This is a genomic window from Acinetobacter guerrae, assembly GCF_009372255.1.
GTDB lineage: Bacteria > Pseudomonadota > Gammaproteobacteria > Pseudomonadales > Moraxellaceae > Acinetobacter > Acinetobacter guerrae.
Map to the genome: position 1 here is coordinate 196775 of NZ_LXGN01000045.1, position 24795 is coordinate 221569.

The following is a 24795-nucleotide window of genomic DNA, read 5'->3' on the forward strand; positions in this document are numbered from 1 at the left end:
GCAATTGCTGTGCCACCAAGAGTGTCCGCTACTGTTATATGTATTTTCATATTTTTAAATTTACGTTTATTTAAATAATCGCAAGATGGCATGTATGTTGCAAATTTTACCCTGTCACACAAAGTTAAAAGGGTTTGATATGCACAGTGAATCTAAAACCACATCTCCAGAGCATGAACGTCTTGGAATGGGTAAAAACTTAACCTATGGTTTTCAGCATGTGCTTACGATGTACGGCGGCCTTATTGCTGCACCATTGGTTGTAGGTCTTGGTATTGGGCTATCTCAGGCAGATATTGGTCTGCTGATTACAGCCTCTATTTTGGTTGCAGGATTGGCAACTTTATTGCAAACATTGGGTTTTAAATGGTTCGGTTCTAAATTACCTATTGTACAAGGTACATCTTTTGCTGCAGTCGCTAGCATGATCGCGATTGGATCAAATGGTGGCAGTTTTCAGTCCATTCTTGGTGCAATTATGGTCAGCTCGATTTTCGGGATCATTATTGCACCATTTTTTTCCAAAATTGTGCGTTTCTTCCCGCCAATCGTGACAGGTTCCATTATTGCCATTATTGGAATTTCACTGTTACCCGTCGCTATTCGTTGGATTATGGGCGGCAACCCTAAAGCAGAAAACTGGGGTTCAATTGAAAATTTAGGTTTAGCAACTTTAACTTTAGTATTTCTATTGTTATTGACTAAGTTTGGTTCGGCTGCCATTAAACGTTTAGCAGTTTTATTGTCTATCGTATTTGGCGCAGTTGTGGCATTTATCTTTGGCTTGGCCGATTTTTCTAAAGTTGGTGACGGCGCATGGATTGCATTACCTAATATTTTAGGTTTTGGCACGCCAGTTTTTGAATGGCCTGCAATTTTATCAATGTGTATTGTCACTGTGGTAATTTTGACCGAAACAACTGCGAGTCTTTTAGCAATCGGTGAGATTGTTGATACTGAGGTAGATAATCATCGTATTGCAGATGGTTTACGTGCAGATATGCTTTCTTCAGCAATTGCACCTTTTTTTGGCGCATTTATGCAATGTGCATTTGTACAAAACGTTGGATTAGTTGCCATTACAGGTGTTAAAAGTCGTTTTGTAGTCGCCACAGCAGGTGGAATCTTGGTGGTACTTGGCTTACTTCCTGTATTTGGCCGATTGGTTGCTTCTATTCCAATGCCTGTACTCGGCGGTGCTGGATTAGTGTTATTTGGTAGTGTTGCAGTCAGTGGGATTCGCACCTTATCTAAAGTCGATTATCAAGTTCAATCTAATTTGATTATTGTAGCGGTTTCACTTGCTGCGGGTCTAATTCCTTTAATTAGCCCAGAGTTTTTCCATGCTATGCCAGATGCAATTCAAACCTTGTTTCATTCGGGTATCAGTATTACCTGTATCATGGCTGTTCTGCTTAATTTGTTCTTTAATCACTTGCATGTAGGGAACAAAGTCGCTTTGAAGCAGACTTTAACCGAAAATCCCTCCACAATTCAAAATCGCTCTTAAACCAATTTTAAATAACCCTTTATACTTTGTGAAATGCCAGTCAATTCATTTGACTGGCATTTAAATTTTAGATGTTTAAATGTGAATCGACATGATTCATGCCTCTTTATATCTTTTTATTTATAGACAATATTTTCACTTTTAAAATGTTCACTCTTGGTACACACATTGCTTTTTTCAGATGAATCAATCAATGAGTAATCAACATGTCACGCCTCTGGATCAAGCACCCGCTTGCGATATTTACCGCAAATCAACATGATGCAAGTCATGGTATCGTGATTGAAAATGGTAAAATTGTTGAACTGATTGCTCAAGGTCAACTACCTACTCAACCGGTTGATCAAACCTTTGATGCACGAGAATGTGTCGTCATTCCAGGTTTGATTAATGCTCATCACCACTTTTATCAAACGCTCACCCGTGCATGGGCACCTGTGGTGAATGTTCCTCTCTTTCCGTGGCTGAAAAATCTATACCCTGTCTGGGCAAAACTGACTCCTGAACAATTACATCTTGCGACACAGGTGGCTTTGGCTGAATTGGTCATGTCTGGCTGTACCTTTGCAGCAGATCATCATTATTTATTTCCACAGCAATTGACTGATGCAATTGATATACAGGTACAGGCTGCACAGGAACTTGGTATTCGTGTGATGCTCACTCGTGGCTCTATGAGTCTGGGCGAAGAATCAGGCGGTTTGCCTCCACAGCATACTGTACAGGATATGGATCAGATTTTGCTGGATTCAGAACGCCTTGTCGGGAAATACCATCAGCGTGATGCAGATGCAATGGTCAATATTGCCCTTGCACCATGTTCTCCTTTTTCAGTGACGCAAGATATCATGCGCGAAAGTGCAGCAATGGCGCAACGTCTGGATGTTCGTTTACATACTCATTTGGCAGAAACGCTAGATGAAGAAGCTTTTTGTTTGCAGATGTTTGGCATGAGAACGGTAGATTATTTGGATAGCGTAGGCTGGTTAAGCGATCGAACATGGCTTGCGCATGGCATTCATTTTAATCCTGAAGAAATACAGCGTTTAGGTCAGGCAGGCGTTGGCATTTGTCACTGTCCGCATTCTAATATGCGTCTCGCCTCTGGTATTTGTCCAACTCTTGATTTAATGCAGGCAGGCGCAACAATTGGTTTAGGGGTAGATGGTTCTGCCTCTGGAGATGCTTCAAATCTAATTTTAGAAACTCGTCAAGCCATGTATTTGCAACGTTTAAAATATGGTGCAGAGAAAATTACACCCGAACTGGCACTCGGCTGGGCAACTCAGGGTTCCGCCAAGCTTTTAGGACGTGAACATCATCTTGGTGAAATTGCGGTAGGTCATCAGGCAGACTTTGCTTTGTATAAACTAGATGAGTTGAAATTTTCAGGAAGTCACGATCCGATTGCAGCACTATTGTTGTGTGGTGCAGATCATGCTGAACATGTCATGGTCGGCGGCAAATGGGTTGTCAAAGATCGTCAATTACTCAGTGTTGATATTGAGAAACTACAAGCTGAACATCGTTTAGCTGCCAAGAAATTATTAGCGGCTTAAATTTATTTAAAGAGACGTTGAAACGTCTCTTTTGCTTTTTAAATTTGATTATTGATTTTGGTTGATTTGAGTATCGTTTGCCAATAATGGTTCTAGTTTAAAATCTTTCTCATAGACAGGCATCCCCGCGATACTTATGCTTCGAACTGTTTTAGGTGGCTGAACATGATCTTTTTTAACATCGCATCCCATCAGACTAAAGCAAGAACTCATCAACAAGCCATATAGAAACATCCTTTTCATATGATCACCTGATTATTTTCATTATTTTTATCTTCAGATTATCACAACCTGTTCAAATCATGCGCAAAAAAACATTTCAAATTATATAATTCAAAAGCAGAAATATACGTTCTGAAACGGACAGAGATTTTTTTTCATTTTATGATGATTTTATTTAGACCTATATATTGAGTTTTTATGAAGCTTGCGGAAGCATTATTGCTCAGAAGTGATTTACAGAAAAAACTGCTTTCCTTGCAGCAACGTATTCATAAAAATGTGCTCGTGCAAGATGGAGATACCCCTAGTGAAAATCCAGAACAACTCATAGATGAAGCTGTTATGGTGAATAAACAATTATTTCAGCTTATACAAAAAATCCATCAAACCAATGCACAAGCGCAAGCAAACAATGGAAAAGCTTTACTCGATATTCTCAATCAGCGTGATCAACTTAACGCCGAACATCGAATCATCCAGCAAGCGATAGACAATACGCAAAAAGATACAGATCGTTATAGTGTTCGTGAAATTAAATGGATTAAAGCCGTTTCTGTTTCTAAGCTACAAAAACAAGCAGATGAAATCAGCCAAAATTTACGCTTAATCAATCTTGAAATTCAGGCATCCAATTGGCAGATAGATTTAAGAGAATAAACTAAGTATGATCAATCTGGGTATATTGGGCGAGTACACGACCTTTTTATACGGTTTGTAAGGTCTAAAATTCACAAACCGTCTGATAGAAGTAGTGCGCCTGCTTCGCCAAATCTTTACATTTTAGGCGCAGCACATTGCATATATTATCTATGACACGTGACTAATGACCACCACGTACTGACAATATGCCCACCCACTTTTTAACTTAACGACTTGAGAAAATGAGTTTTAGACCTAATACAGTCACAATTCCACCTGTTACTCGATCAATCAGGGTTTTGGCTTTTATATAAGCGCGGCGCGGTTTTTCAGACGATAAAAGTAAGGCGACGAGTGAATACCAACCTGCATCAATTACAAAACAAATCACAGGCAAAGCCACATAATAATAATTTGGAATGTCTTTAGGTAACAATGCGGTAAATACACTGGCAAGAACTACTGCAATTTTAGGATTACTCAGTTGGGTAATCAGACCATAACGATATGCGCTTTGATAAGTCATGCTTTGTTGCTGTTGGGCATCCATCTCAATGGGTGATTTAGCGTGTTTTACAATCTTATAAGCCAACCAGAGTAAATACAGTCCACCACCAATTTTTAACATGAGATAAGCCGATGGCACAGCCAATAAAATCGCTTGTAAGCCCATTACCGCGAGTAAGCCAAAAATTGCGGCTCCTGTCCCTGTTCCCAAAGCGGTAAACAAACCATGCTTACGTGATTTAGCAATCGAATTTTGAGCAACATAGATAAAGCTTGGGCCAGGACTAATTGCACCTAACATGAGTGCCATCGCAATAGAAAATAAAGGTAGCAAACTATCCACGTGTGTATCCCATGCTTTTAATCATTTTAAGGGTAAATTTTAACGCATTACTCAGGCTTTGTAAGAACCAAATACATCACTTCACTTTGAAATGAGCCATCTGGCTGTATTTGATAGTAATTTTTTACAACATCAGATGCTTTTTGCTGTAAATAGCGTAGTGTTGCAACTGCTTCTGCTGGTGTTTGCATTCGCTCCACCCAACTTTGAAAATTTAGTTTCAAATTCTGTTTCTCAATTTAATCAATTTTAAAACCTGCACGCTCAGCAAATGTCATCCACTCTGCCAAAGAATAATCACGTACATGACTTGGATCACGAATGATCTCAATACTCTGTAAAAAAGTATCTAGTACAGGTTGTTGATTTCCTAAAATATCAATAAAAATAACGCTGCCTTTTGGTTTTAGAACTCGATAGATTTCACTCATGGCTTGCGGAACATTTTGCCAATGATGTGCTGAATATCGACTTACGACACAACATAAGCTCTGGTCGTCAAAAGGCAATTTTTCTGCTGGCCCTTGCTGTCCTATAACGTTATTCAGATTTCTTTGACTAGCCTGTTGAAGTACCAAATTTACCATTTCAGCAGTCAAGTCATAGGCTATAACCTGCTCTACATCAGGCGCGATATGGTAAGTGACATGCCCACCACCACAACCTAAATCTAAAACACGTTTAAAAGATTGTTGTTGTAAAACTTCACGAATTTTTTCAAACTCGATTCCTTGTGCATGCACTATGCTATTTAAATAAGCTTCAGACTTATCTTGATATTGTTGTTGATTCACTTCATGCTGCGTCGTCATAATGATATGTCCTGTAGTCTCTATCTGATTCAGCTTAGTCCTCATAATTCAAAAAATAAAATAATCAATTTTTAATCAATTGATAACTTTCATTTATAATTTACAAATTCATAAAAATATTAGTGGAAAATCGGACAAAAACGTCCGTAAAATATATAGATCAATTTCAGCTTTTTTTCTCTATGAGTAAACATGTCAAACGCGCGGCCAAAAATCGGGAAGACTTGCTCGAAGCTGCGGTTGAAATGTTTAAACTACATGGTATGAATGTGCCTTTGCAGGTCATTATCGATCATGCAGGTGTAGGTCGTGCGACTTTTTATCGAAATTTTACCGATCGCAAAGCCTTAGTCTATGCTTTACTGGAACAAGCGGTATCACATCTCGAATTTATTGCCGAACAATACCGCATGTACGATGATGGCTTAATTCGACTGATTAAAAGTCATGTTCATAATTTAAACAATTTATCAGCACTGATGGAATATTGGCGAATACTGGATCGTAATGATGAAGTTCTGATCCCACTTGTACAGCATCATCAGCTCATTGTACAACCGTTGATTGATCGGGCGATAAACAAGGAAATTTGCCGTCCTGATTTTAATTTTGAAGATTATCGCAGTATTGTTTCGATGCTTTCTTCATCTTTTCGCGGACATGATGAAACCGAAAGAGTTAGATTTGCCAATCGTGCAGTCGACTTATTGCTCAATGGAATTTGCTTAAATAACGAGGTGTATCATGGCTGAGAGTCCTCGTTATCTGGAAACACCACCAGACTGGACAGATGATGAACGTCCTGTATTACCCGGCTCTCCACCTTCAATTGAGCACCCATCCCATAAAAGATATTTGTATTTTATTATTGGAACTTTTATTGCTCTCACCGCTGGACTCAGTAATGGCTTTATCACGGCTAATTTACCGCAATTACAAGGTGAATATGGTTTAACCCCAATTGAAAGCGCGTGGCTTCCTGCCGCCTATGTGATGGCCAATGTCAGTTCCAACCTGATCCTATTTAAAGCCAGACAACAATACGGTTTACGTCTCTTTACCGAAATAGGTCTACTTGCTTTTATTGGCGTGATGATTCTGCATATTTTTGTGCAGAATTATCATATGGCTATTTTTGTGCGTTTTATTAGTGGCATGGTCGCAGCTCCTCTTAGCTCACTTGGCATGTATTACATCATGCAAGGTTTTACCAAAGAACATCGTTTAAGAGGTCTTTACATTGGTTTTGGATTTGGGCAATTGGGCGTACCCTTAGCATGGATCATTTCCCCTGCTCTGGTTACTGTCAACGACTGGACGGTTTTATACACCTTTGAATTAGGAATGGCGATTTGTTGCTATGCCATGGTGGTTTCACTCAAGTTACCGCGCAGTTTACGAATTGCCGTTTTTGAACGAGAAGATATTTTCACTTTTTTATTACTTGCACCAGGTTTCGCTTGTATCTGTGCTGTTTTGACACAAGGCCCTTTGCTGTGGTGGTTTGATTCACCGTGGTTAGCTTATGTACTCATGACAGGCTTTGTTTTATTAATATTAGGCTTCTTTTACGAGCATCATCGTAGTAACCCTTTAATTATGACGCGTTGGCTTGGCACTTTTGCTGTTCTGCGTTTTGTATTCGGGGCTTTGTGTTTACGTTTTTTACTCTCAGAACAAAGTTATGCTGCTGTTAATTTCTTAAAAACTATGGGCATGGGACCTGATCAGTTTGTCGGTCTATATAGTGTCATCTTTTTTGGAATGTTAGCAGGAGTATTATTTAGTGCCGCTACTTTTTCCAGAGAAAGAACATTACTCCATTTGGTTTTGGCATCTTTTTTAATTTTGGTCGCGAGTAAACTTGATGCACATTTGACCAGTGATATCCGTCCACAAAATTTCTATCACAGTCAATTTCTGATTGCTTTTGCAAATGGGTTGTTTATTGGCCCCTTGCTTTTGGTCGGATTTGGTCGGGCGCTAAAAGAAAGTCCAGCGCATGTCGTTACCTTTATTGTATTGTTTTCTGCGACACAAAACTTTGGTGGTTTGATTGGTTCTTCGTTTTATAACACCTATCAAAAACGTCAAACCCAAGTTTATCAAATGGACATCAATAATAACCTTGAACAAACTGACCCAACCATAGACCAGCGTTTAAAACAGTATCAAGCTAAGTTTAGTCCGAACATTACAGATCCTGTTCAAGATCAGTTACAAGCCACTAAAACCTTATCACAAACGGTGAATCGTGAGGCTCAAGTACGTGCTTATAACGATGTGATTAATTTTAATAGCATCGTGGCAATTGTGTTATTCCTATGGGGATTATGCAATATTATCTGGGGCAAGTATCTCACTTATCGAGAAAAGCTTGCAACCACATCAACCTCATCCTGATTTTGGAGTGTTTGAGTATAACTTATGAGTGACGAGCAAAAACCCGACACCTCGAATGAACAAACTTCGAATGAAACAGCTCAGCCCCAATCTGCTGCTGCTCAAAATGCTACATCTCAACCTGCGCCACTAAAACCTGTACAACAGGTCGGAAAACTGATTCCAACCAAAAAGTCGACACTGGCAATCATGCTCATCGTGTTGTTAATTGGTTTAGGATTAATTATGTGGGCATGGCGAATCGGGCCTTTTCATACAGTCATCGAACAAACAGACAATAGCTATGTAAAAGGAAAAACCACTGTTCTATCGTCACAAATTAATGGTTATATCAAAGATGTGCTTGTCAAAGATTTTGACTACGTAAAAAAGGGTCAGCCTTTGATGCATATTGATGCCACGACTTATGACCAAAAAGTGACGCAAGCACAGTCTGCTGTTGAACAAGCAAAAAATAGTCTGGCCAATCAAACACAGACGATCGCGCAGCGGCAAGCCGATATTGTAGCTGCTCAAGCTAAAGTCGATCAGGCACAGGCGCAATACGATTTGTCTGTTACCCAACTCAACCGTTATCAACAACTGGGCGATAGTGGTGCAGCATCCAAATCCGAACGTGATAAAGCGGCGGCTGATGTTAAAAATAATCTAGCATTACTCAAACAGGCAGAAGCCAATGTTAGTGTTGCAAATGAAGCATTAAAAACAGCACAAGTGGCACAAACTGGGTTAGAGGCTCAAGTGACCAATGCACAGGCGCAATTGGATCAGGCGACGACAACCAAAGATTACAGCATCATCACTGCACCTATGGACGGACAGCTTGGTGAGGTCAATCCTCGTATTGGTCAATATGTAGCAGCGGGTTCACAATTGCTATATTTGATCCCAGAACAAACGTGGGTCATTGCCAACTTTAAAGAAACCCAAATTTCAAATATGAAAATTGGACAAACTGCAACGTTCACAGTAGATGCACTCAATCACAAAAAATTTACAGGTCATATTGAACAAATTTCTCCCGCAGCGGGTTCTGAATTTAGTGTACTGAAACCTGACAATGCAACAGGAAACTTTACTAAAGTCGTGCAACGAATTTCGGTGCGTATCGCGATTGATCCTCATCAGGATGGTTTAGAACGTTTGCGTCCAGGAATGTCAGTCATTACATCGGTAGACACGTCCTCAAAATAATTGAATCTTTTCGATGGTCAGCGTTTTATACTGATGACCATCGAAAATTATATTTTTGCCATGTTCGACGCACTCGCCCAACCGATCTCTTATCAGAATTTAGTGGATCACACGATTAGACTGGATATTAAACGTCTGGATCTAGTTCATCCGCACATTTCAGGCAATAAATTTTATAAACTCAAATACAATCTGCTTGAGGCCCACAAACAAGGATTTGATCAGGTCATCACTTTCGGAGGTGCGTTTTCAAATCATATTGCAGCCACAGCCTATGCTGCACATTATTTTGGATTTGACAGTATTGGCATTATTCGGGGTGAAGAACTTGCACATCAAGCTTTGAATCCAACATTAACTACAGCATCTCATTTTGGTATGCAGCTTGAATTTATCAATCGACAAGATTATCGCAATAAAAACCAACCTGATTTTCTCCGCAAATTACAGCAACGCTATCCAAATACGTATTTAATTCCAGAAGGCGGTACAAACGCACTTGCCATTCAGGGTTGTAAAGAAATTTTGAGTGATGCTGATCTACAAAATTACGATGTTATTTGCTGTGCAGTCGGTACAGGTGGAACAATTTCAGGATTGATAGAAGCCAGTAGCTCACAGCAAACACTATTGGGTTTTTCTGCGCTTAAAGGTGATTTCTTAAAACATGAGGTTGCTCATTTCACCCATAAAACCAATTGGAAGATTAAAGATGACTACTGCTTTGGCGGATATGCAAAAACCACAAATCAACTGATTGAGTTTATGCGGCGTTTTGAAGAAAAATATCAGATTCCGTTAGAACCAATTTACACTGCAAAAATGATGTTTGGTATTTTTGATCTCATCGAAAAAGCATATTTTCCACCTCATACCCGAATTTTAGCGATTCACAGTGGTGGATTACAGGGCAGACAAAATCTTTTATAATGTCGCGCTTTTTATAACTTCAGAGTACGTTTATGTCCATGCATTATGATGTCATTGTTCTGGGTGCTGGTGCATCTGGGCTGATGCTAGCAGCACATGCCGCACGACGTGGGCGCAATGTCTTGGTTGTTGAAAAGGCCAATAAAATCGGTAAAAAAATCCTGATGTCTGGTGGGGGTAAATGTAATTTCACCAACCTCTATGTCGAGCCTGAGAACTTTATTTCACAAAATCCGCATTTTGTTATTTCTGCATTATCACGTTACAACAACTGGGACTTTATCGGTCTAGTTTGCGATTATGGGATTGCTTATGAAGAACGTAAGCATGGACAACTTTTTACCTTAAATGGTGCAAAAGATATTTTGAACATGCTGCTTGCTGAGTGTGAAAAAACCAAGCAGGTCGATATTAAAACAGATTGTGAAGTCAAAGCAGTAAAGCAACTCGATAATAAAATATTTCAGATCACAAGCTCTCAGGGAACTTTCTCCTGCGAATCATTTGTCGTTGCTTCAGGCGGACTTTCTATTCCCACCCTAGGAGGTTCTGGTATTGGTTATGAACTGGCAAAACAATTTGGTCATCACGTTTTTCCTACTCGCGCTGGACTAGTTCCGTTTACTTTTTCAGATCAATTTAAAGAGGTAACGACACGCTTAAGTGGAAATGCACTAGAGGTTACACTTTCAAACGATCTAAGTAGTTTTACCGAAGCTTTACTCTTTACTCATCGTGGGTTAAGTGGCCCAAGCGCTTTGCAACTTTCAAATTATTGGCACGCTGGTCAAAGTTTCCAAATTAACTTTTTCCCAACTCAAGATTTAGCAACTTATTTTAGGCAAAAGAAACAGCAGCAACCCAAAGTGTTGCTACGCACTTTAGTTACAGAATTCACTGCAAAAAGTATTGTACTTGAACTACAACAACTGATTTGGCCAGACTATGCAGAAACAACCATTGGTCAACTGAGTGATACAGTCTTAGAGCAAATTGCAGAACAATTACACAGTTTTGTTGTTAAACCCTCAGGTACTGAAGGCTATCGTACCGCAGAAGTTACTTTAGGGGGTGTTGATACTGCTGAAATTTCATCAAAAACCATGCAAAGCAAACATGTAAAAGGGCTTTATTTTATTGGAGAAGTTTTAGATGTGACTGGGCATTTAGGCGGCTACAATTTCCAGTGGGCATGGTCATCAGCCTATGCGGCTGCACAATATGTATGATTTATGGCGCAGCATCTATCTGATCTGGAGCAATAACCTGCATGTCTTCACTCTTGTGTTTTGTAGCTTCATCTTTTGGCTTGGCAAAAACGAATTTATAAGCGCTGACTAGAAAACCCACAGTGATTCCTGCAATGACAATAGGTGCAATAAAACGATTAGGCTGCTTTTGCATATTTCACTCCTCTGTTATTTTTATGAGTCATTCATTTTCTTGGTCTAAAAAAACGACCACTCAAGATAGAGTGGCCGATTCTACGGTAAAAATCAAAACTTATTTCGGTTGATCATCGGGTTTTATCGTTGGATCATCCCCACCCTCACTTTTAGATCCATAAGGATTATTTAAAGGTTTATGGGCTGGATCAACATCAAAAGTCGTTGGAACATTATGATCTGTTGCCGCTTCTGGCGTTGAAACTGGGGCTGATGTCGCAGGAGTTTCAACCACGACTGCTGATTGTGTTTTAGCAATTGGATTGGGTTTATTTCCCTCGGCTTTGGCTTTATCAATTAAATCAGTCAAAACACGTTCTGCTGGTTGGCGACCACCTAGACCAAAAGCTAAGGCAAAAGCCACTGCCACTGAACCGAGTGTTAAACCAAAAGCAAGGTTGACAATTGAATCGGCAATACCCATTGCGCGCAAACCCATCGCCAAAACCAAGCCCATAATCAAAATACGAACCAGATTACCTAACCAGCGAGAACTATTATATTCACCACGCTGTACCACATTTGCCACGATATTGGCTAACCAGAAACCAATCACAAGGATGACTGCGCCCAACAGAATATTGGCACCAAATGCAATAAAGATCGCAATCAAATGACTAATCTGATCGAAACCAAGACGATTCGCTGCTTCTGCAACCGCAAACAACATCGTAAAGAACACGATTAAAACGCCAACCACATGCGAAATTTTAGTCGTTCCCAAGAAGCGCTGTAAGTCGAATTTTGCAGGAACTTCATCAACACCTGTGCCAACCAAAATATCTTCAACTAGTTTTGCAACAAAACGAGAAACCACATAGGCAATGATCAGAATCAGACCAGCCGCGATAATATTTGGAATCGCAAACATGATCTCATTGAGCATCGAGGTCGCAGGCTGAGAAATTGATTCAATTCCGAGTGCTTCAAAAGCGATAATTAATGCCGTAATAAAGATTAAAGCAAAAACCAATGAACCTAATACGCTGCTAATATTACTGTTTTTAAACAGACCAATTTTCTCAGCTTGAGTCTGTAGTCCAACGCTGTTAACTAAACCCTCAACAATACCGCGTACAATTTTCGCTAAAATATAACCGACGAAAATAATCACACCCGCAATAAAGATATTCGGCAGATACCCAACAACATCAGCGACCATCGCTTGTACAGGCAGCAACAATCCTGAAAGACCTAAGATCGAAAGTACAATGGGTAAAAATAAAAGCAGGATCAGCCAATAAACAATATCTGCGATATTTTCACTCAGTGGTCGAACACCTACTTCTGTACTTAGCTTTTCATCAAGTTGCGTTTTTGCCAAACCTTTACTAAGTCCAGCCCGCACCAAACGCGCTAATATCCAACCGACAAAAGCCACCACAGCGGCCGCAATAATATTTGGAACAAAGACCAATACCTGCGTGATCATGGCACTAAATGGTCCACTCACACTGTAAATATTCAAGACATTTAAAGCTGCGATAAGTGCAATAATGAGTACAAACCAAAATACAAATCTGGAAATAATTGATTCAAAATCTGGTGTTTTACCTGTTGCCGTAGATAAATGACGATTGGTTCCAATTAAATTTAATAATTTTTTGATACCCGCAGCAATAATCAGCGCCAAAATCCAGCCAATAATGAAGACAGCAATTGCTGCAATAATGGGCTGAAACATGTCCCAATAGTACATAAATCCATAATGGGCTTGTCCAGCCTCATTGCCAAAGTAATCGTTCATATATGTCACGCCCTCTTGTTATATTCTTACGGCTTAATAAGGTTAAGCAGCAAAATGAAATAGTTTTAAGAATGAATATCAATTGTGATCTTTATCACCTTATTTTGTGCTTATTTTTTATTCAAGGTGCAATATAAGAACTACTACAAAAATGGTGCACAAAATTGCAAAGAAGCCATTCAATGTAATTGAATGGCTTCTTAATCATTTAAATAGAAAGCAAATTAAGATTAATGATTATTTGCTGTCGAATTGTTTGGAGTCGCAGGTTCTGCGTTTGGATTTGGATGATCAGGCGGAGCATCACTGGCATCTGGTTTTTGATCTGCCACCATATATACAATCAGTGCAATCAAAAAAATACCGACAATCGCCAATATATACACAGGTAAACGGCGTTTCTTTTCAGTTTCTTCTGGCGATGAAGTATGCGGTGATGGTTTATTGAAATCATGAGTCATGGGCTTCCCCTCTTTTTATATTCCCTTGTTCTTTATCATAACAAGCACTTATGTAGCATTGTGTGACAAAGCATAGCGCTATCGTGTTCTTTGTTTCTGCGTTGTATATAAAATTAGGCTATAATAGCCCACCCATTTTTTTACTTAGGTCTTTATGTCGTATCGTCAGCAAAGCGTCACTCTGGATTTAGACACTGACGTCACACATGAATGCTCTTTACATTACACTCGTGATGAGCATTTGATCGGGATTATTGGTTTTAATAAATCAAGCTATCAACTGAAATGGGGTGATTTAGAATATTTTAGACGCCGTACTGAAGAATTTTCAGTGATGCCTTTTCCTGATTGTATCAATGCCATGATCATTGACATTCGTAACGTCAACTCATTTTTAGATAATGAAGTTCCAATCCTACCTTGGCGATTACTTGAAGAAGAATGTCCAGTCCGTCTGGTCGTTCCACAAGATCGTCTTGAACATTATGCAGGATTTTTTGAACCCACTTGGTTGAGTACAGATCTGGATACAGCTATTCAGGAACTGCGTGAATTTATGGATATGTTTGTACACTAAACCATATGCTCTTATAGATCCGTCCTGAATAAGCTTTCATTATTTTAATTCTCAGTCATCTTATACAGTTTTAAAGCTTTTATATTGCTTTAATCACCATTCACTACCAATAATTTTCCACTGCAATATTGCCCTCACCACGTCGGTTCATCGTTAGACCTCGGCGTTTTAAAGCCTCTTTGGTATCTTCAACCATTTGTGGATTACCACAGAGCATGACATGACTGCTTGCAGAATTTAGCGAATATCCTACCACTTTTTCCAGTTCACCATTTTCAATCAGTACTGGCAATCTTTCATGTAAGGTGGCATTTGGATCACGGGTAATCACGGGAATAAATTTAAATCCATGATGGTCTTCACCAAAAGTAGTTGCAATCTGTTGTATACGATCGACATAAGCCAGTTCAGAAACGGTACGAACACTATAGACTAAATTAATTTTTTGATAATTTTCCCATGTTGCAAAGTCCTGCAACATAGAAATAAATGGCGCTAAACCTGTTCCTGTTGCTAAAAGCCATAGATCTTGCGGTGCTGGTAATTGGTAACGTGCCAATGTCAAAAATCCATAAGGAATTTTTTCTAAGTAAAGTTCATCCCCCACTTTTAGATGCTGCAGATTGGACGTAAACGCACCATCAGGCACAACGATAGAAAAAAACTCAAGAGTTTCATCAAATGGAGAGGATACAATCGAATAAGCACGCACCACCAAATCGTCCCCTAGCTTTAATCCAATTCGGGCAAACTGACCTGCGCTGAATTTAAAATGCGCTGGACGCGTCATAGTAAAACTAAATAAATTTGAAGCCCAACGTTGTACAGATAAGACTTTTTCGACGCTAAATTTCTCAATTGACATAATTTCAACATGGCACGACAGGGTATGCTCATGTTAGCATGACAGCAGAAATTATGACTACTTTTCAAGGGTAAGGCTTGATTCATGCGCATGACATTACGTCAGTTGGCTGTCTTTGTGGCAGTCGCTCAAGAAGGAACAGTAACCAAAGCCAGCGATGCAGTACGCCTCACACAGAGTGCTGCCAGCATGGCATTGGCTGACCTTGAAGATGGGTTAGGCGCTCCACTCTTTGATCGTCTAGGAAAACGTTTACAGCTCAATGACTTAGGTCGATTTTTATTGCCACAAGCTTTAGAAATTTTAGGTCGTTGTGAGGCTTTTGAACAAGCTGCTAAAGGTGAATTACAAAGTATAGATTTGCGTTTAGGCGCCACTTTGACCATCAGCGACTACTTAATCCCAGACCTCATGGCAGATTTTCTCCAAATTCATCCACAAGCACATTTACAGTTGCAAGTCGGTAATACACGCCAGATGATCGAAGCTGTCAATCAATTTCAGCTTGATTTAGCACTCATTGAAGGTTCCTGTCATTTACCACAATTACAATGTATCCATTGGCGGAATGACGAACTTGCTGTCTGCTGCTCGCCTGACCATCCTTTGGCTAAATTGGATCGAGCTTTAACACCTCAGGATTTTTTAAACGTAGAATGGATTTTACGTGAAGAAGGTTCAGGAACGCGCGAAGTCTTTGATAATGCCATTTTACAAGATGTTCCTGATGCCAATATCCGTCTCACACTGGGTCATAATGAAGCAATTTTAAAGATTGTAGCGGGCGGTTTAGGTATGTCCTGTATTTCTAGACTTGCCATTGAACCTTTAATTGAAAAAGGACAGTTGGTAATTTTAGAAACTCCTTTTTGGGAATTGACTCGTCCTCTGCACGTATTAGTGCATCGTCAAAAATATCAGGGGCCAGGTTTAAAAGCCTTTATGAATTTCTGTGAAAATCGTGTGAATTAATTTCATTTATATACACGAAATAAAAAACCCTTTCATATGAAAGGGTTTTTTATAGGAAGCATTAGTTAGAAATCAAATGTTACGCCGAGTTTATAAGTACGCGCCTCGCCAATAATCGCGTAATTATCATTGAATACACCAGCCCAGTACTTTTTATTGGCAACATTATCCACATTTGCTCTGAATGTCGTATCAACACCACCCACTTTAACTTTATAACTTGCACCCAAATCAAAAATTGTATAATCAGGTAGTTTAAGCGTATTGGCACTATTCAAATACTGATCACCAATATAACTCACGCGTGTATTTACATTTAATCCTTCAATCGTAGGAATTGCATAATCCAAACCTAAAGAACCAGTAAATTTAGGAATACCGTAAATTGTATTGCCCTGATTGGTTAACGCTTTTTTATACTCAGCATCAATATAGGCCAAATTACCAATGACATTTAAACCCTCTATAATATTACCTGAGAAAGACCACTCAATACCCCGACTACGTGTTTCAGCATCATCCGTTGTAATTTGAGTTTTCCCGTTTGCATCAGCAGCAGCAAATTTAGTCGTCATCAAATCTGGTTTTTCAATTTGATAGAACGCAAGCGTGTTTAACCAAGAGCCTAACTGATATTTGGCACCAAACTCATACTGTTTAGTCTGAAAAGGAGCAAACATCTTTCTATAATTAACATCTGTTGAATAAATGGTGTCTGACAAATCCTTACCTTGAGACAATCCTTCTACGTAACTCGCATAGAAGGAAAGATTTTCTCCGAAAGGTTTAACCACGATGCCAATACTTGGTGATACTTTGTCATCACTATATTTAGTATTTGTGGTTAAAGCTTTAATATCCATATCCTGATAACGTGCACCTAAAATTAGTTGCAATTTATCATCTAGCATAGAAAGCTGATCTGTTAAGGTATAGCTCACATAAGTATTATCAGCATAGGGTACGATAACTGGATAGGTAGATGGCATCGCACCATTTGTACTAGGATTATATAAATTAGTATTAAAACCAGAACTTGTTGCAGCTTTATGTTGGCTATATTCTCTAGACAAATAATCTGCACGTAAGCCTAATGTGTGCTTAATAAAACCTGTTTCAAATTTCCCCTCGAAACCAGTATTTGCTGCAAAATCATGTTCATTCGATCCTACGCGGTAGTATTGCGAAGTTGCAGCTCCTGTAGCTGCATTTTGTATGATCATGCGTGTGCCAAAAAGATGACCAGAATAGTCCTTTTCAGCATAACCCGCTCCCGCAAAAACCTTCCAATCAGGAGTAAACTTATACTCACCTGATAATCCTACATATTGGCTATTTTGCTGTCCATGAATATTAGAAAAATAGTTATTGTCACCTGCTGGTGCTGCAATTACTTGCTTAATTGTTCCCATCGAGACCATAGCAGGTGAACCATCTTCACGCTTGTCACGTAAGGCATATGCATCAAAATTAATTTTTAATTTGTCTGTTGTGTAGTCAAGAGCAATAACGCCTGATGCATTTTTGTCATCCATACCATCAATGATATGTTCACCTTGTCCATAAGATGCGCTAGCCCGAGCGCCAAATTCTTTATTTTCACCAAAACGACGAGCAATATCAAAACCAGACTTATAATATCCACCATCTTCGTACATCGCTGAAACTTGGGTAAGGTCTTTATTTGCACGTTTAGTTTGTACCATTACTACACCACCAACACTACCAGCAGGAGCCATCCCCGCCACTAATGCATTTGGGCCTTTAAGTAGTGTAATGGAGTCCAAAATATCTGTTGGAATACGTCCTGTTGGAGCCATTCCAAATAGACCATTTAAGTTATAATCTTCAAAACCTACAGAGAAACCACGAATCTGGATATTTTCATTTAAATGCCCAGCATTTGTCGTTTCACGAACACTTGGATCATTTCTCAGTACTTCTGATACTGTGGAGGCTTGTTGATCCTGAATTATTTGATCTGAATAAGTCGTTACAGAAAAAGGCGTATTTATCGTTGATTTTTCACCTAAACTTCCCAGATTAGCTTTTTTCTTTAATTTCCCAGAAGCGTAGCTATCCTGTTGATCTGCTTTAACAGTGATCGTTGGTAGTACAACACTTTCATCTGCAAAAGCAAATGCTGGAAGAGCGATTAAAGATAAAAATAAAATATTCTTTTTCATATTATTTCCCCATAAAAATTGGGCCAATTATATAAGATAAAATTTCAAATGAGAATAAAAACGATTATAAATTAAATTATCTTTTCTGTTTTTCTAAACAGCAGCATAAAGTAGCTACTGTTTAGCTCATCTATACTTAGAACTTATAGTTCATCGAAAGAATGTAAGTCCGTGGATCACCATATGTTGCGTTTGAAACATTTAAGTGATACTCCTCGTCCCCCACATTATTGACATTAATACCCAAAGCAAAATCATTGGTCACTTGGTACTTAGCCATTAAGTCTATGACTGCAAAAGAACCTTGTTTATTTGCATCATAAGCCGCACCAGACAGAGATGCATCTACAATTTCACTTTGCCATCTTACGCCTCCACCAACTTTTATTTTCTCATCTAAAACTGGAAGTTTGTAAGTCGTGTAAAGTTTAAACTGTTGTTTTGGATAATCACGATAAATCGTCTCGCCATTAGATTTAGTTTTTGCGTATGTATAACCAGTCTGTATATTCCAATTTGGAAGAATTTGTCCGTTTGCTTCTACTTCAAAACCTTCAGTTTTGGCTTTTACACCTTCGTAAATACTCTCTCCAATATGTGGACCATCATCAAAACTACCCACATATTTTGCGAAATCTTTTAGTCTGGATTGAAAGTAAGCAGCGGTTAAATTTAGCTGGTTTTCATAAAATGCTGCTTTCAAACCACCTTCATAGCTATCTCCTTGAACAGGTTCTAGTACAGCATAATTTGCATTTCGTTCTGACTGTGGCATAAATATATTGGTATAGCTTGCATAAGCAGTTAGATTTTGAGTTAAATCAAATGTCAGGCCTGCATATGGTGAAGCTTTATTTTTTGAAAAGTCAGCCGTTGTCTCGTTAGCTGTTGTTTCTTTATAGTCATAGCCTAAACCACGCACACCCAATATAAGGTGTAATCGATCTGTCGGATTTAAACGAGTCGCAGCGTAATAACCATATTGCGACATATCTGTTGTATTTTTTGTTCCTGTATTTGTATACAAGCTTGCTGGAACAGGAATATTACCATTCCATGTATCAAGGTTAACCCAATCTGAACCAATTGCCCGATTATAATAAGGATCATCCGCCTGCACATTTTGGTAGCTAGCACCAACCATCATTTGATGCTCACGACCAAAAAGCTGATAAGGTCCAGATGCAGAAAGATCAAGTCCATGTAACTCTGGTTGGAGTTTTTGATAACCCGCCGTGACTCGACCAGTATTATTGGCATAATTTGCCGTACGTCCTGGATTTGACCCAACAACAGCATATACTGCATCTGTATCTTGGGTTAAATAATTATAATTTGCTTGGACATTCCAGCCATTTTCGAAGCGATGTTCTAATTCAACAAAAGCATTAATTGTATCTACATTTCCATAAGCCCAACGTGCTGCGGAATTATCTTCACGATCTCGAGTACTGAATACACCATTACTATAATTGGTAAACCCATGAACACTTAAGCCTTTAGATTTGGCACGTTGATATAAAGCACCGACGTTTAAAGTTGTATTAGCATCTAAATCAGCGCCTAAAGTGGTATAAAACAACCCAGAATTAGAATCACCCCAATCCATAAATGAGTCGTCATCATCATAAGATACAACAGTACGACCTCGAATAGTTCCAGATTCATTCAATGGTGTCTGTGCATCTACAACCGTACGGAATCCTGCCCATTTATCATCAAAAGAAGATGTACTTAGATTAATACTACCTGTTGAAACTTTCGAGGTTGCAAGTTTTCGACTTAAGTTAACTGCTGCGCTGGGATACCCCACGCCTGAAGTTAAGCCAGTCGCACCTTTTACAACTGTAACATTTTCATAGATGGCAGGATCCAATGTACTCATCGACATACCAGTACGACCCGTTGTTACAGGTGTTGAAACAACGCCATCAATCAAAAAATTGTTTACTTTAGAACCACGTGCATAATAACTTGCATATTCTCCGCCAGTACCTACTGCACCTGCAGCACCATAACGTTGTTGGTAAATACCTGGCGTTTGATCCAACACTTCACTCAGTGCTTTTAATTGTTGATCTTGTATTTGTTCCGCAGTAATGACACTCACTGACTGAGGTGTATCTTTCAGCGCCAAATCCATTTTGGTTGCAGATTTAGATTTTTTAACGGTATAACCTTGCTGATCTTGATCGTCTGCTTTCAGTTTTATCGTCGGTAAGATATCTTCAGCGTGAATAAAACTACTACCAGCCGCCATGAACATCATAACTGAAATTGTACGGGCTAATATTTTGGGTTGAGTATTAAACATTAAATGTACCCCTGTATAAAATTAGCGCAATCCTATCTCAATTGATAACAATTATCACTAACATTATTCATATTATCTCCATAGTTATAATTGTATTTTATTATTCACCTGAGGTAGTAAATAATTATTTCCATTTAATATTTATTATAAATTTAAGGTTATTTTAATTTTAAAATAAATTAAACAATAATTTTGATGACACCCCTAACTTTTTTTCAAAAAAAAGCCACCAAACGGCGGCGTTTTTTAACAAAGCTTTTAATCTTTTTGGACACTGCCAAAGATTTTGTCTCCAGCATCTCCAAGACCAGGAACAATATAACCTTGAGCATTCAGACCTTCATCAATAGATGCGGTATAAATTTCCACTTCGGGGTGCAATTCCTGCACTTTTTTAATGCCTTCTGGAGCAGCAACCAAAATCATAACTCGAATATCTTTACAACCACTGGCCTTTAACACATCAATCGCAGCAACAAGTGAGCTACCCGTCGCTAACATTGGGTCGATAATCATCGCAATACGATTCGCTACATCAGGAACTAATTTTTTATAATACGTTCGTGCCTGTAACGTTTCTTCATCACGCTCCAGTCCTAGTACACTTACTTTGGCACTTGGAATCAGGTTAAGTACGCCTTCTAGCATACCAATGCCTGCGCGTAGAATTGGAACAATGGTAATTTTTTTACCCGCGATACGTTGAGTGGTGACTGTGCCAGCCCAACCAGAGATTTCATGATCAACCAATTGTAAATCTTTTGTCGCTTCATAGGTCAGAAGCATCGTGACTTCCTGAGCAAGTTCACGAAAATTTTTTGTGCTGATATCCGAACGTCGCAATAAGCCAAGTTTATGACGAATGAGAGGATGACGGATTTCTTGAATGGGCACGGGAGAACACCTAAAACAACATTAAACTTGATATATTATAAATAGTTTTGCTGACGAAAATTAAAAAACCTCCACGAATGGAGGTTTTTTTTGTTAAAACACAAGCTTAATGCTGTTGTGATAACACAAAATGTAAAGGTGATAAAATCTCGCCTTCTAAGGCTAGTTTAATCACTGGATCTGGATAGATACCAATAATTAAAACCAATGCAGCGGCAGCCAAGACCATGATTCCACCTACTTTTTGCCCCCAATGCTTATCCGCATCGATACGAGGAACATCAGGAGGTGTCATATACATTACAACCATCACACGTAAATAGTAGTACAAGCCAATCCCACTACCCACAATAATCATGGCTGCAAGGAACCAATGCTGAGTCGTTACCGCAGCCATCACCACAAGGAACTTACCAATAAAGCCTGCGGTCAATGGAATACCAGCCAGTGACAACATCATTACGGTTAAAGTCGCAGTTAATACAGGACGACGCCAGAATAAACCACGATAATCCGCAAGACTTTCTGCTTCATCGACATTATTGTATGGACTAGACATCAGAGCAACCGCACCAAATGCACCAATTGTAGTCAGCACATACGTCACGACATACACTGTGACGCTACCTAAACTTGCATAGGTCATGCTAATAAGTGCAATCAACAGATAACCAAAATGGGCAATCGATGAATAACCTAGAATACGCTTTAGGTTCACCTGACGTACTGCAAGTAAGTTACCCACTAAAATTGATAGAACTGCAATAATGGTTAAGATGGTGACGAGTGAATCAACAAGGATAGCACCAGAGGTCAACATGTAGCGCACAAATAGACCAATCGTTGCCACCTTAGCCGCAGAAGCTAAGAAAGTCGCGATCGGTGCAGGCGCACCTGCATAAACATCTGGTGTCCATTTGTGAAATGGGGCTAATGATAGCTTGAATGCGACAGCAAAGATAATCAGTGCTAGGCCTAAAATCACCATTGGCTGACGAATCGCATTAAATAATGCCTGTACAGAATCATAGAATGATAATGAACCTGTATAAGCATAAATATATGCCATACCCATCAACAGCATTGCAGATGCCGTTGCAGAAAGTACAAGGTACTTCACACCAGCTTCAAGCGAGCGACTACGCTGGTAAGTATAGGCAAGCAAGCCATATACAGGAATCGACATTAATTCAAGACTAATGAAGAAAGAAGCGTAATGTGCGCTTGCAACCATGAGCATTGCACCTGACACCGAGATCAGAAGCAATAAATATAGTTCTTCGCGATTATCTTTGTAGGTTTCAATATATGCATGCGACAAGGTACAGCATGCAAGTGAAGCCACAATAATAAGTAATTGGTAAATCAGTGTAAACGGATCCACCATAAACATTCCCATGACATTGGAAGGTACGAAATGACCACCAAACATTGTCAAAAGAATATAAGCTGCAGCAAGGTTTAGACCCACCACTGAAGCTGTTGCAATTAAATTATGATTACGTTTAATTGCAATCAGAATCATCACGACGACTGCGGTCAATGCCACAATCATCACGGGTGCCAAAGGCATAAGCTGAGAAAAAGACATTGTGAAGTTCATGGCTTATTGGATCTCCACATTACTAAGCTGAGTTGCTGCTTGCTGAGTCAGGTCAACCACGGGTTGCACAGGACTATAGCTGTTGGCCAACCATTGCATGCTTGAGTGAGACATGTCGAGGAAAGTTTGAGGATATAGACCTAACCAAACCAATCCAATCAAACAGATCATCAAAATACTCAATTCACGCAAATTCAAATCTTTGAGTGGTAGAGTATATTTTTGTTTCTGTTCTGCATTTGGCTCACCAAACAAGGCTTTATGAATCAAAATCAGACCATATAGACCAGCAAATACTAAACTGATCGCAGCAATAATTGTGAACACAGGATATTTATTAAATGATCCCATCAATATCAGGAATTCACCAATAAAGTTACCTAAGCCAGGAATACCAACCAAAGCTGCAACAAAGAACATCAGGAAGAATGGTAAATATTGAAGCTGTCCACGTAATCCGCCCATTAAACGTAAATCACGTGTATGCAAACGTTCATAGACCTGCCCAGACATAATAAACAATGCAGCAGATGAAAGACCGTGCGCCAACATCATGATCATAAGACCTTGATAAGTCAGCAGATTACCCGCATAAATCGCAAGAAGCACAAAGCCCATATGTGAAATCGAGGTATAAGCAAGCAGACGTTTCATATCAGTTTGTTGATATGCACACCATGCGCCGTAAAAGATACCAATCAAACCAAGAATAATTGCGATATCTGCAAATTGTGCCGAAGCTGCTGGAAAGAATGGGATCACAAAGCGAAGCAAACCATAAGCAGCGGTTTTAATCAAAATACCCGCTAAGTCTACAGAACCTGCTGTAGGTGCTTGAGCATGCGCATCTGGTAGCCAGCCATGTAATGGGAATACGGGTAATTTCACCGCAAAACCGATAAACATACACACCATAAAGGCATAAGCAACAGCAGGAGCTTGTTGGTCAAGTGTGTTCGCGACTGCAAGCAAGTAGTTATAATCAAACCCAATTGAACCCGTCATCATGTAACCATAGACGACAAGACCCAAAATACCAATCAGCATGATTAAACCAGCAATCTGGGTATAAAGGAAGAATTTGGTTGCTGCGTAAACACGTGATTTACCATCTGCACCACGGTGTCCCCAAAGCGCAATCAGGAAGTAAATTGGAACTAGCATCATCTCCCAGAAGAAGAAGAACAGGAACAAATCAACTGCAAGGAAAACCCCGATGACACCACCTAAAGACCATAATAGGTTTAAGTGGAAGAAACCCACATTTTTCTGGATTTCACCCCATGAACAACCTACAGCCAAAACACCAAGCAATGCAGTCAAGCCAACCATTAATAATGATAAACCATCGACAGCAAGGTGAATGTTAATTCCTAAAGTCTGAATCCAAGGTAAATTAAACTCAGCTGACCAAGTTGGAACACGAGCACCTAGTTCATAATGAAATTGACCACTTTGCCAAAGTGCAAGCGTCAAGCCCAAAGTCACCAGCATACCAATTAATGCAATCCAGCGTGGTAAATGCTGATCAAGTTTATCGACCAACCAGCAAATAAAACCAGCAATGAAAGGAACTAAAATCAGCGCGGGTAAAATTAAATTGTTTTCCATT

Annotated in this window: 21 protein-coding genes and 1 pseudogene; 10 read left to right on the forward strand and 12 right to left on the reverse strand. The window is 39.3% G+C overall.

The genetic code is table 11. The annotated features are described in order from the left end of the window. Positions 1-139: 139 nt before the first annotated feature. Entirely contained in the window at positions 140-1510 is a 1371-nt protein-coding gene (locus A7A69_RS12560; protein ID WP_120368808.1) for a nucleobase:cation symporter-2 family protein, read from the forward strand. Between the two features lie 206 nt (positions 1511-1716). After that, positions 1717-3069, forward strand: coding sequence for an 8-oxoguanine deaminase (locus A7A69_RS12565; protein ID WP_152877861.1), 1353 nt, complete (start codon positions 1717-1719; stop codon positions 3067-3069). A gap of 48 nt (positions 3070-3117) precedes the next feature. Here the strand turns inward: A7A69_RS12565 and A7A69_RS12570 are convergent, their stop codons facing one another. Then, complete coding sequence (locus A7A69_RS12570) at positions 3118-3312, reverse strand: NF038215 family lipoprotein (RefSeq protein WP_152877863.1); 195 nt, start codon at positions 3310-3312, stop codon at positions 3118-3120. A 177-nt stretch (positions 3313-3489) separates the two neighbouring features. On the opposite strand from A7A69_RS12570, the gene A7A69_RS12575 reads away from it, so the two are divergent. After that, the gene (locus A7A69_RS12575) at positions 3490-3948 is read left to right on the forward strand and encodes a DIP1984 family protein (RefSeq protein WP_120368651.1); all 459 of its coding nucleotides are present in this window, start codon (positions 3490-3492) and stop codon (positions 3946-3948) included. 208 nt (positions 3949-4156) lie between these two features. Here A7A69_RS12575 and A7A69_RS12580 read toward each other — a convergent pair whose 3' ends face one another. Both A7A69_RS12580 and A7A69_RS12585 read right to left on the reverse strand, forming a co-directional pair. After that, the gene (locus A7A69_RS12580) at positions 4157-4747 is read right to left on the reverse strand and encodes a LysE family translocator (RefSeq protein ID WP_152878041.1); all 591 of its coding nucleotides are present in this window, start codon (positions 4745-4747) and stop codon (positions 4157-4159) included. Positions 4748-4827: 80 nt separating this feature from the next. Beyond that, positions 4828-5592 (reverse strand): annotated as a pseudogene (locus tag A7A69_RS12585) (class I SAM-dependent methyltransferase). A gap of 182 nt (positions 5593-5774) precedes the next feature. Between A7A69_RS12585 and A7A69_RS12590 the strand changes: the two are divergent. The 5 genes from A7A69_RS12590 to A7A69_RS12610 are packed head-to-tail and all read left to right on the forward strand — an operon-like array spanning position 5775 to position 11348. Beyond that, positions 5775-6344: a TetR/AcrR family transcriptional regulator gene (locus A7A69_RS12590; RefSeq protein WP_120368649.1), complete on the forward strand. Its 570-nt coding sequence runs from the start codon at positions 5775-5777 to the stop codon at positions 6342-6344. Further along, the gene (locus A7A69_RS12595) at positions 6337-7995 is read left to right on the forward strand and encodes an MFS transporter (RefSeq protein WP_120368648.1); all 1659 of its coding nucleotides are present in this window, start codon (positions 6337-6339) and stop codon (positions 7993-7995) included. The genes A7A69_RS12590 and A7A69_RS12595 overlap by 8 nt, the downstream gene beginning before the upstream one ends. Before the next feature lie 24 nt (positions 7996-8019). Then, positions 8020-9189 (forward strand): HlyD family secretion protein, encoded by a 1170-nt coding sequence (locus A7A69_RS12600; RefSeq protein WP_152877865.1) that lies wholly within the window; start codon positions 8020-8022, stop codon positions 9187-9189. A gap of 60 nt (positions 9190-9249) precedes the next feature. After that, positions 9250-10119 (forward strand): 1-aminocyclopropane-1-carboxylate deaminase/D-cysteine desulfhydrase, encoded by an 870-nt coding sequence (locus A7A69_RS12605; protein ID WP_152878043.1) that lies wholly within the window; start codon positions 9250-9252, stop codon positions 10117-10119. Positions 10120-10151: 32 nt separating this feature from the next. Further along, complete coding sequence (locus A7A69_RS12610) at positions 10152-11348, forward strand: BaiN/RdsA family NAD(P)/FAD-dependent oxidoreductase (protein ID WP_152877867.1); 1197 nt, start codon at positions 10152-10154, stop codon at positions 11346-11348. A gap of 1 nt (position 11349) precedes the next feature. Here A7A69_RS12610 and A7A69_RS16630 read toward each other — a convergent pair whose 3' ends face one another. From A7A69_RS16630 to A7A69_RS12620, 3 genes are all read right to left on the reverse strand, one after another. Then, positions 11350-11523: a hypothetical protein gene (locus A7A69_RS16630; protein WP_171406674.1), complete on the reverse strand. Its 174-nt coding sequence runs from the start codon at positions 11521-11523 to the stop codon at positions 11350-11352. Positions 11524-11622: 99 nt separating this feature from the next. Next, on the reverse strand, positions 11623-13311 hold the full coding sequence (locus A7A69_RS12615) for a mechanosensitive ion channel (protein ID WP_152877869.1): 1689 nt from the start codon (positions 13309-13311) through the stop codon (positions 11623-11625). Positions 13312-13541: 230 nt separating this feature from the next. Next, positions 13542-13772, reverse strand: coding sequence for a hypothetical protein (locus A7A69_RS12620; protein WP_152877871.1), 231 nt, complete (start codon positions 13770-13772; stop codon positions 13542-13544). A gap of 154 nt (positions 13773-13926) precedes the next feature. Between A7A69_RS12620 and A7A69_RS12625 the strand changes: the two genes are divergently transcribed. After that, on the forward strand, positions 13927-14349 hold the full coding sequence (locus tag A7A69_RS12625; RefSeq protein WP_120368643.1) for a hypothetical protein: 423 nt from the start codon (positions 13927-13929) through the stop codon (positions 14347-14349). Between the two features lie 103 nt (positions 14350-14452). Here A7A69_RS12625 and A7A69_RS12630 read toward each other — a convergent pair whose 3' ends face one another. Further along, a complete protein-coding gene (locus A7A69_RS12630; RefSeq protein WP_152877873.1) occupies positions 14453-15214 on the reverse strand; it encodes a ferredoxin--NADP reductase in 762 nt (253 codons plus the stop codon). 84 nt (positions 15215-15298) lie between these two features. On the opposite strand from A7A69_RS12630, the gene gigC reads away from it, so the two are divergent. Beyond that, complete coding sequence (gene gigC / locus A7A69_RS12635) at positions 15299-16186, forward strand: LysR family transcriptional regulator GigC (RefSeq protein WP_119686481.1); 888 nt, start codon at positions 15299-15301, stop codon at positions 16184-16186. 65 nt (positions 16187-16251) lie between these two features. Here the strand turns inward: gigC and A7A69_RS12640 are convergent, their stop codons facing one another. The 5 genes from A7A69_RS12640 to nuoM form a co-directional block, all read right to left on the reverse strand. After that, a complete protein-coding gene (locus tag A7A69_RS12640) occupies positions 16252-18372 on the reverse strand; it encodes a TonB-dependent receptor (protein ID WP_152877875.1) in 2121 nt (706 codons plus the stop codon). Between the two features lie 136 nt (positions 18373-18508). Further along, the gene (locus A7A69_RS12645) at positions 18509-20686 is read right to left on the reverse strand and encodes a TonB-dependent siderophore receptor (protein WP_152877877.1); all 2178 of its coding nucleotides are present in this window, start codon (positions 20684-20686) and stop codon (positions 18509-18511) included. A 258-nt stretch (positions 20687-20944) separates the two neighbouring features. Further along, a complete protein-coding gene (upp, locus tag A7A69_RS12650; protein WP_151980010.1) occupies positions 20945-21580 on the reverse strand; it encodes a uracil phosphoribosyltransferase in 636 nt (211 codons plus the stop codon). 106 nt (positions 21581-21686) lie between these two features. Continuing rightward, on the reverse strand, positions 21687-23183 hold the full coding sequence (gene nuoN / locus A7A69_RS12655) for an NADH-quinone oxidoreductase subunit NuoN (RefSeq protein WP_120368638.1): 1497 nt from the start codon (positions 23181-23183) through the stop codon (positions 21687-21689). 3 nt (positions 23184-23186) lie between these two features. After that, on the reverse strand, positions 23187-24794 hold the full coding sequence (nuoM, locus tag A7A69_RS12660; protein WP_120368637.1) for an NADH-quinone oxidoreductase subunit M: 1608 nt from the start codon (positions 24792-24794) through the stop codon (positions 23187-23189). Position 24795: the final 1 nt, after the last annotated feature.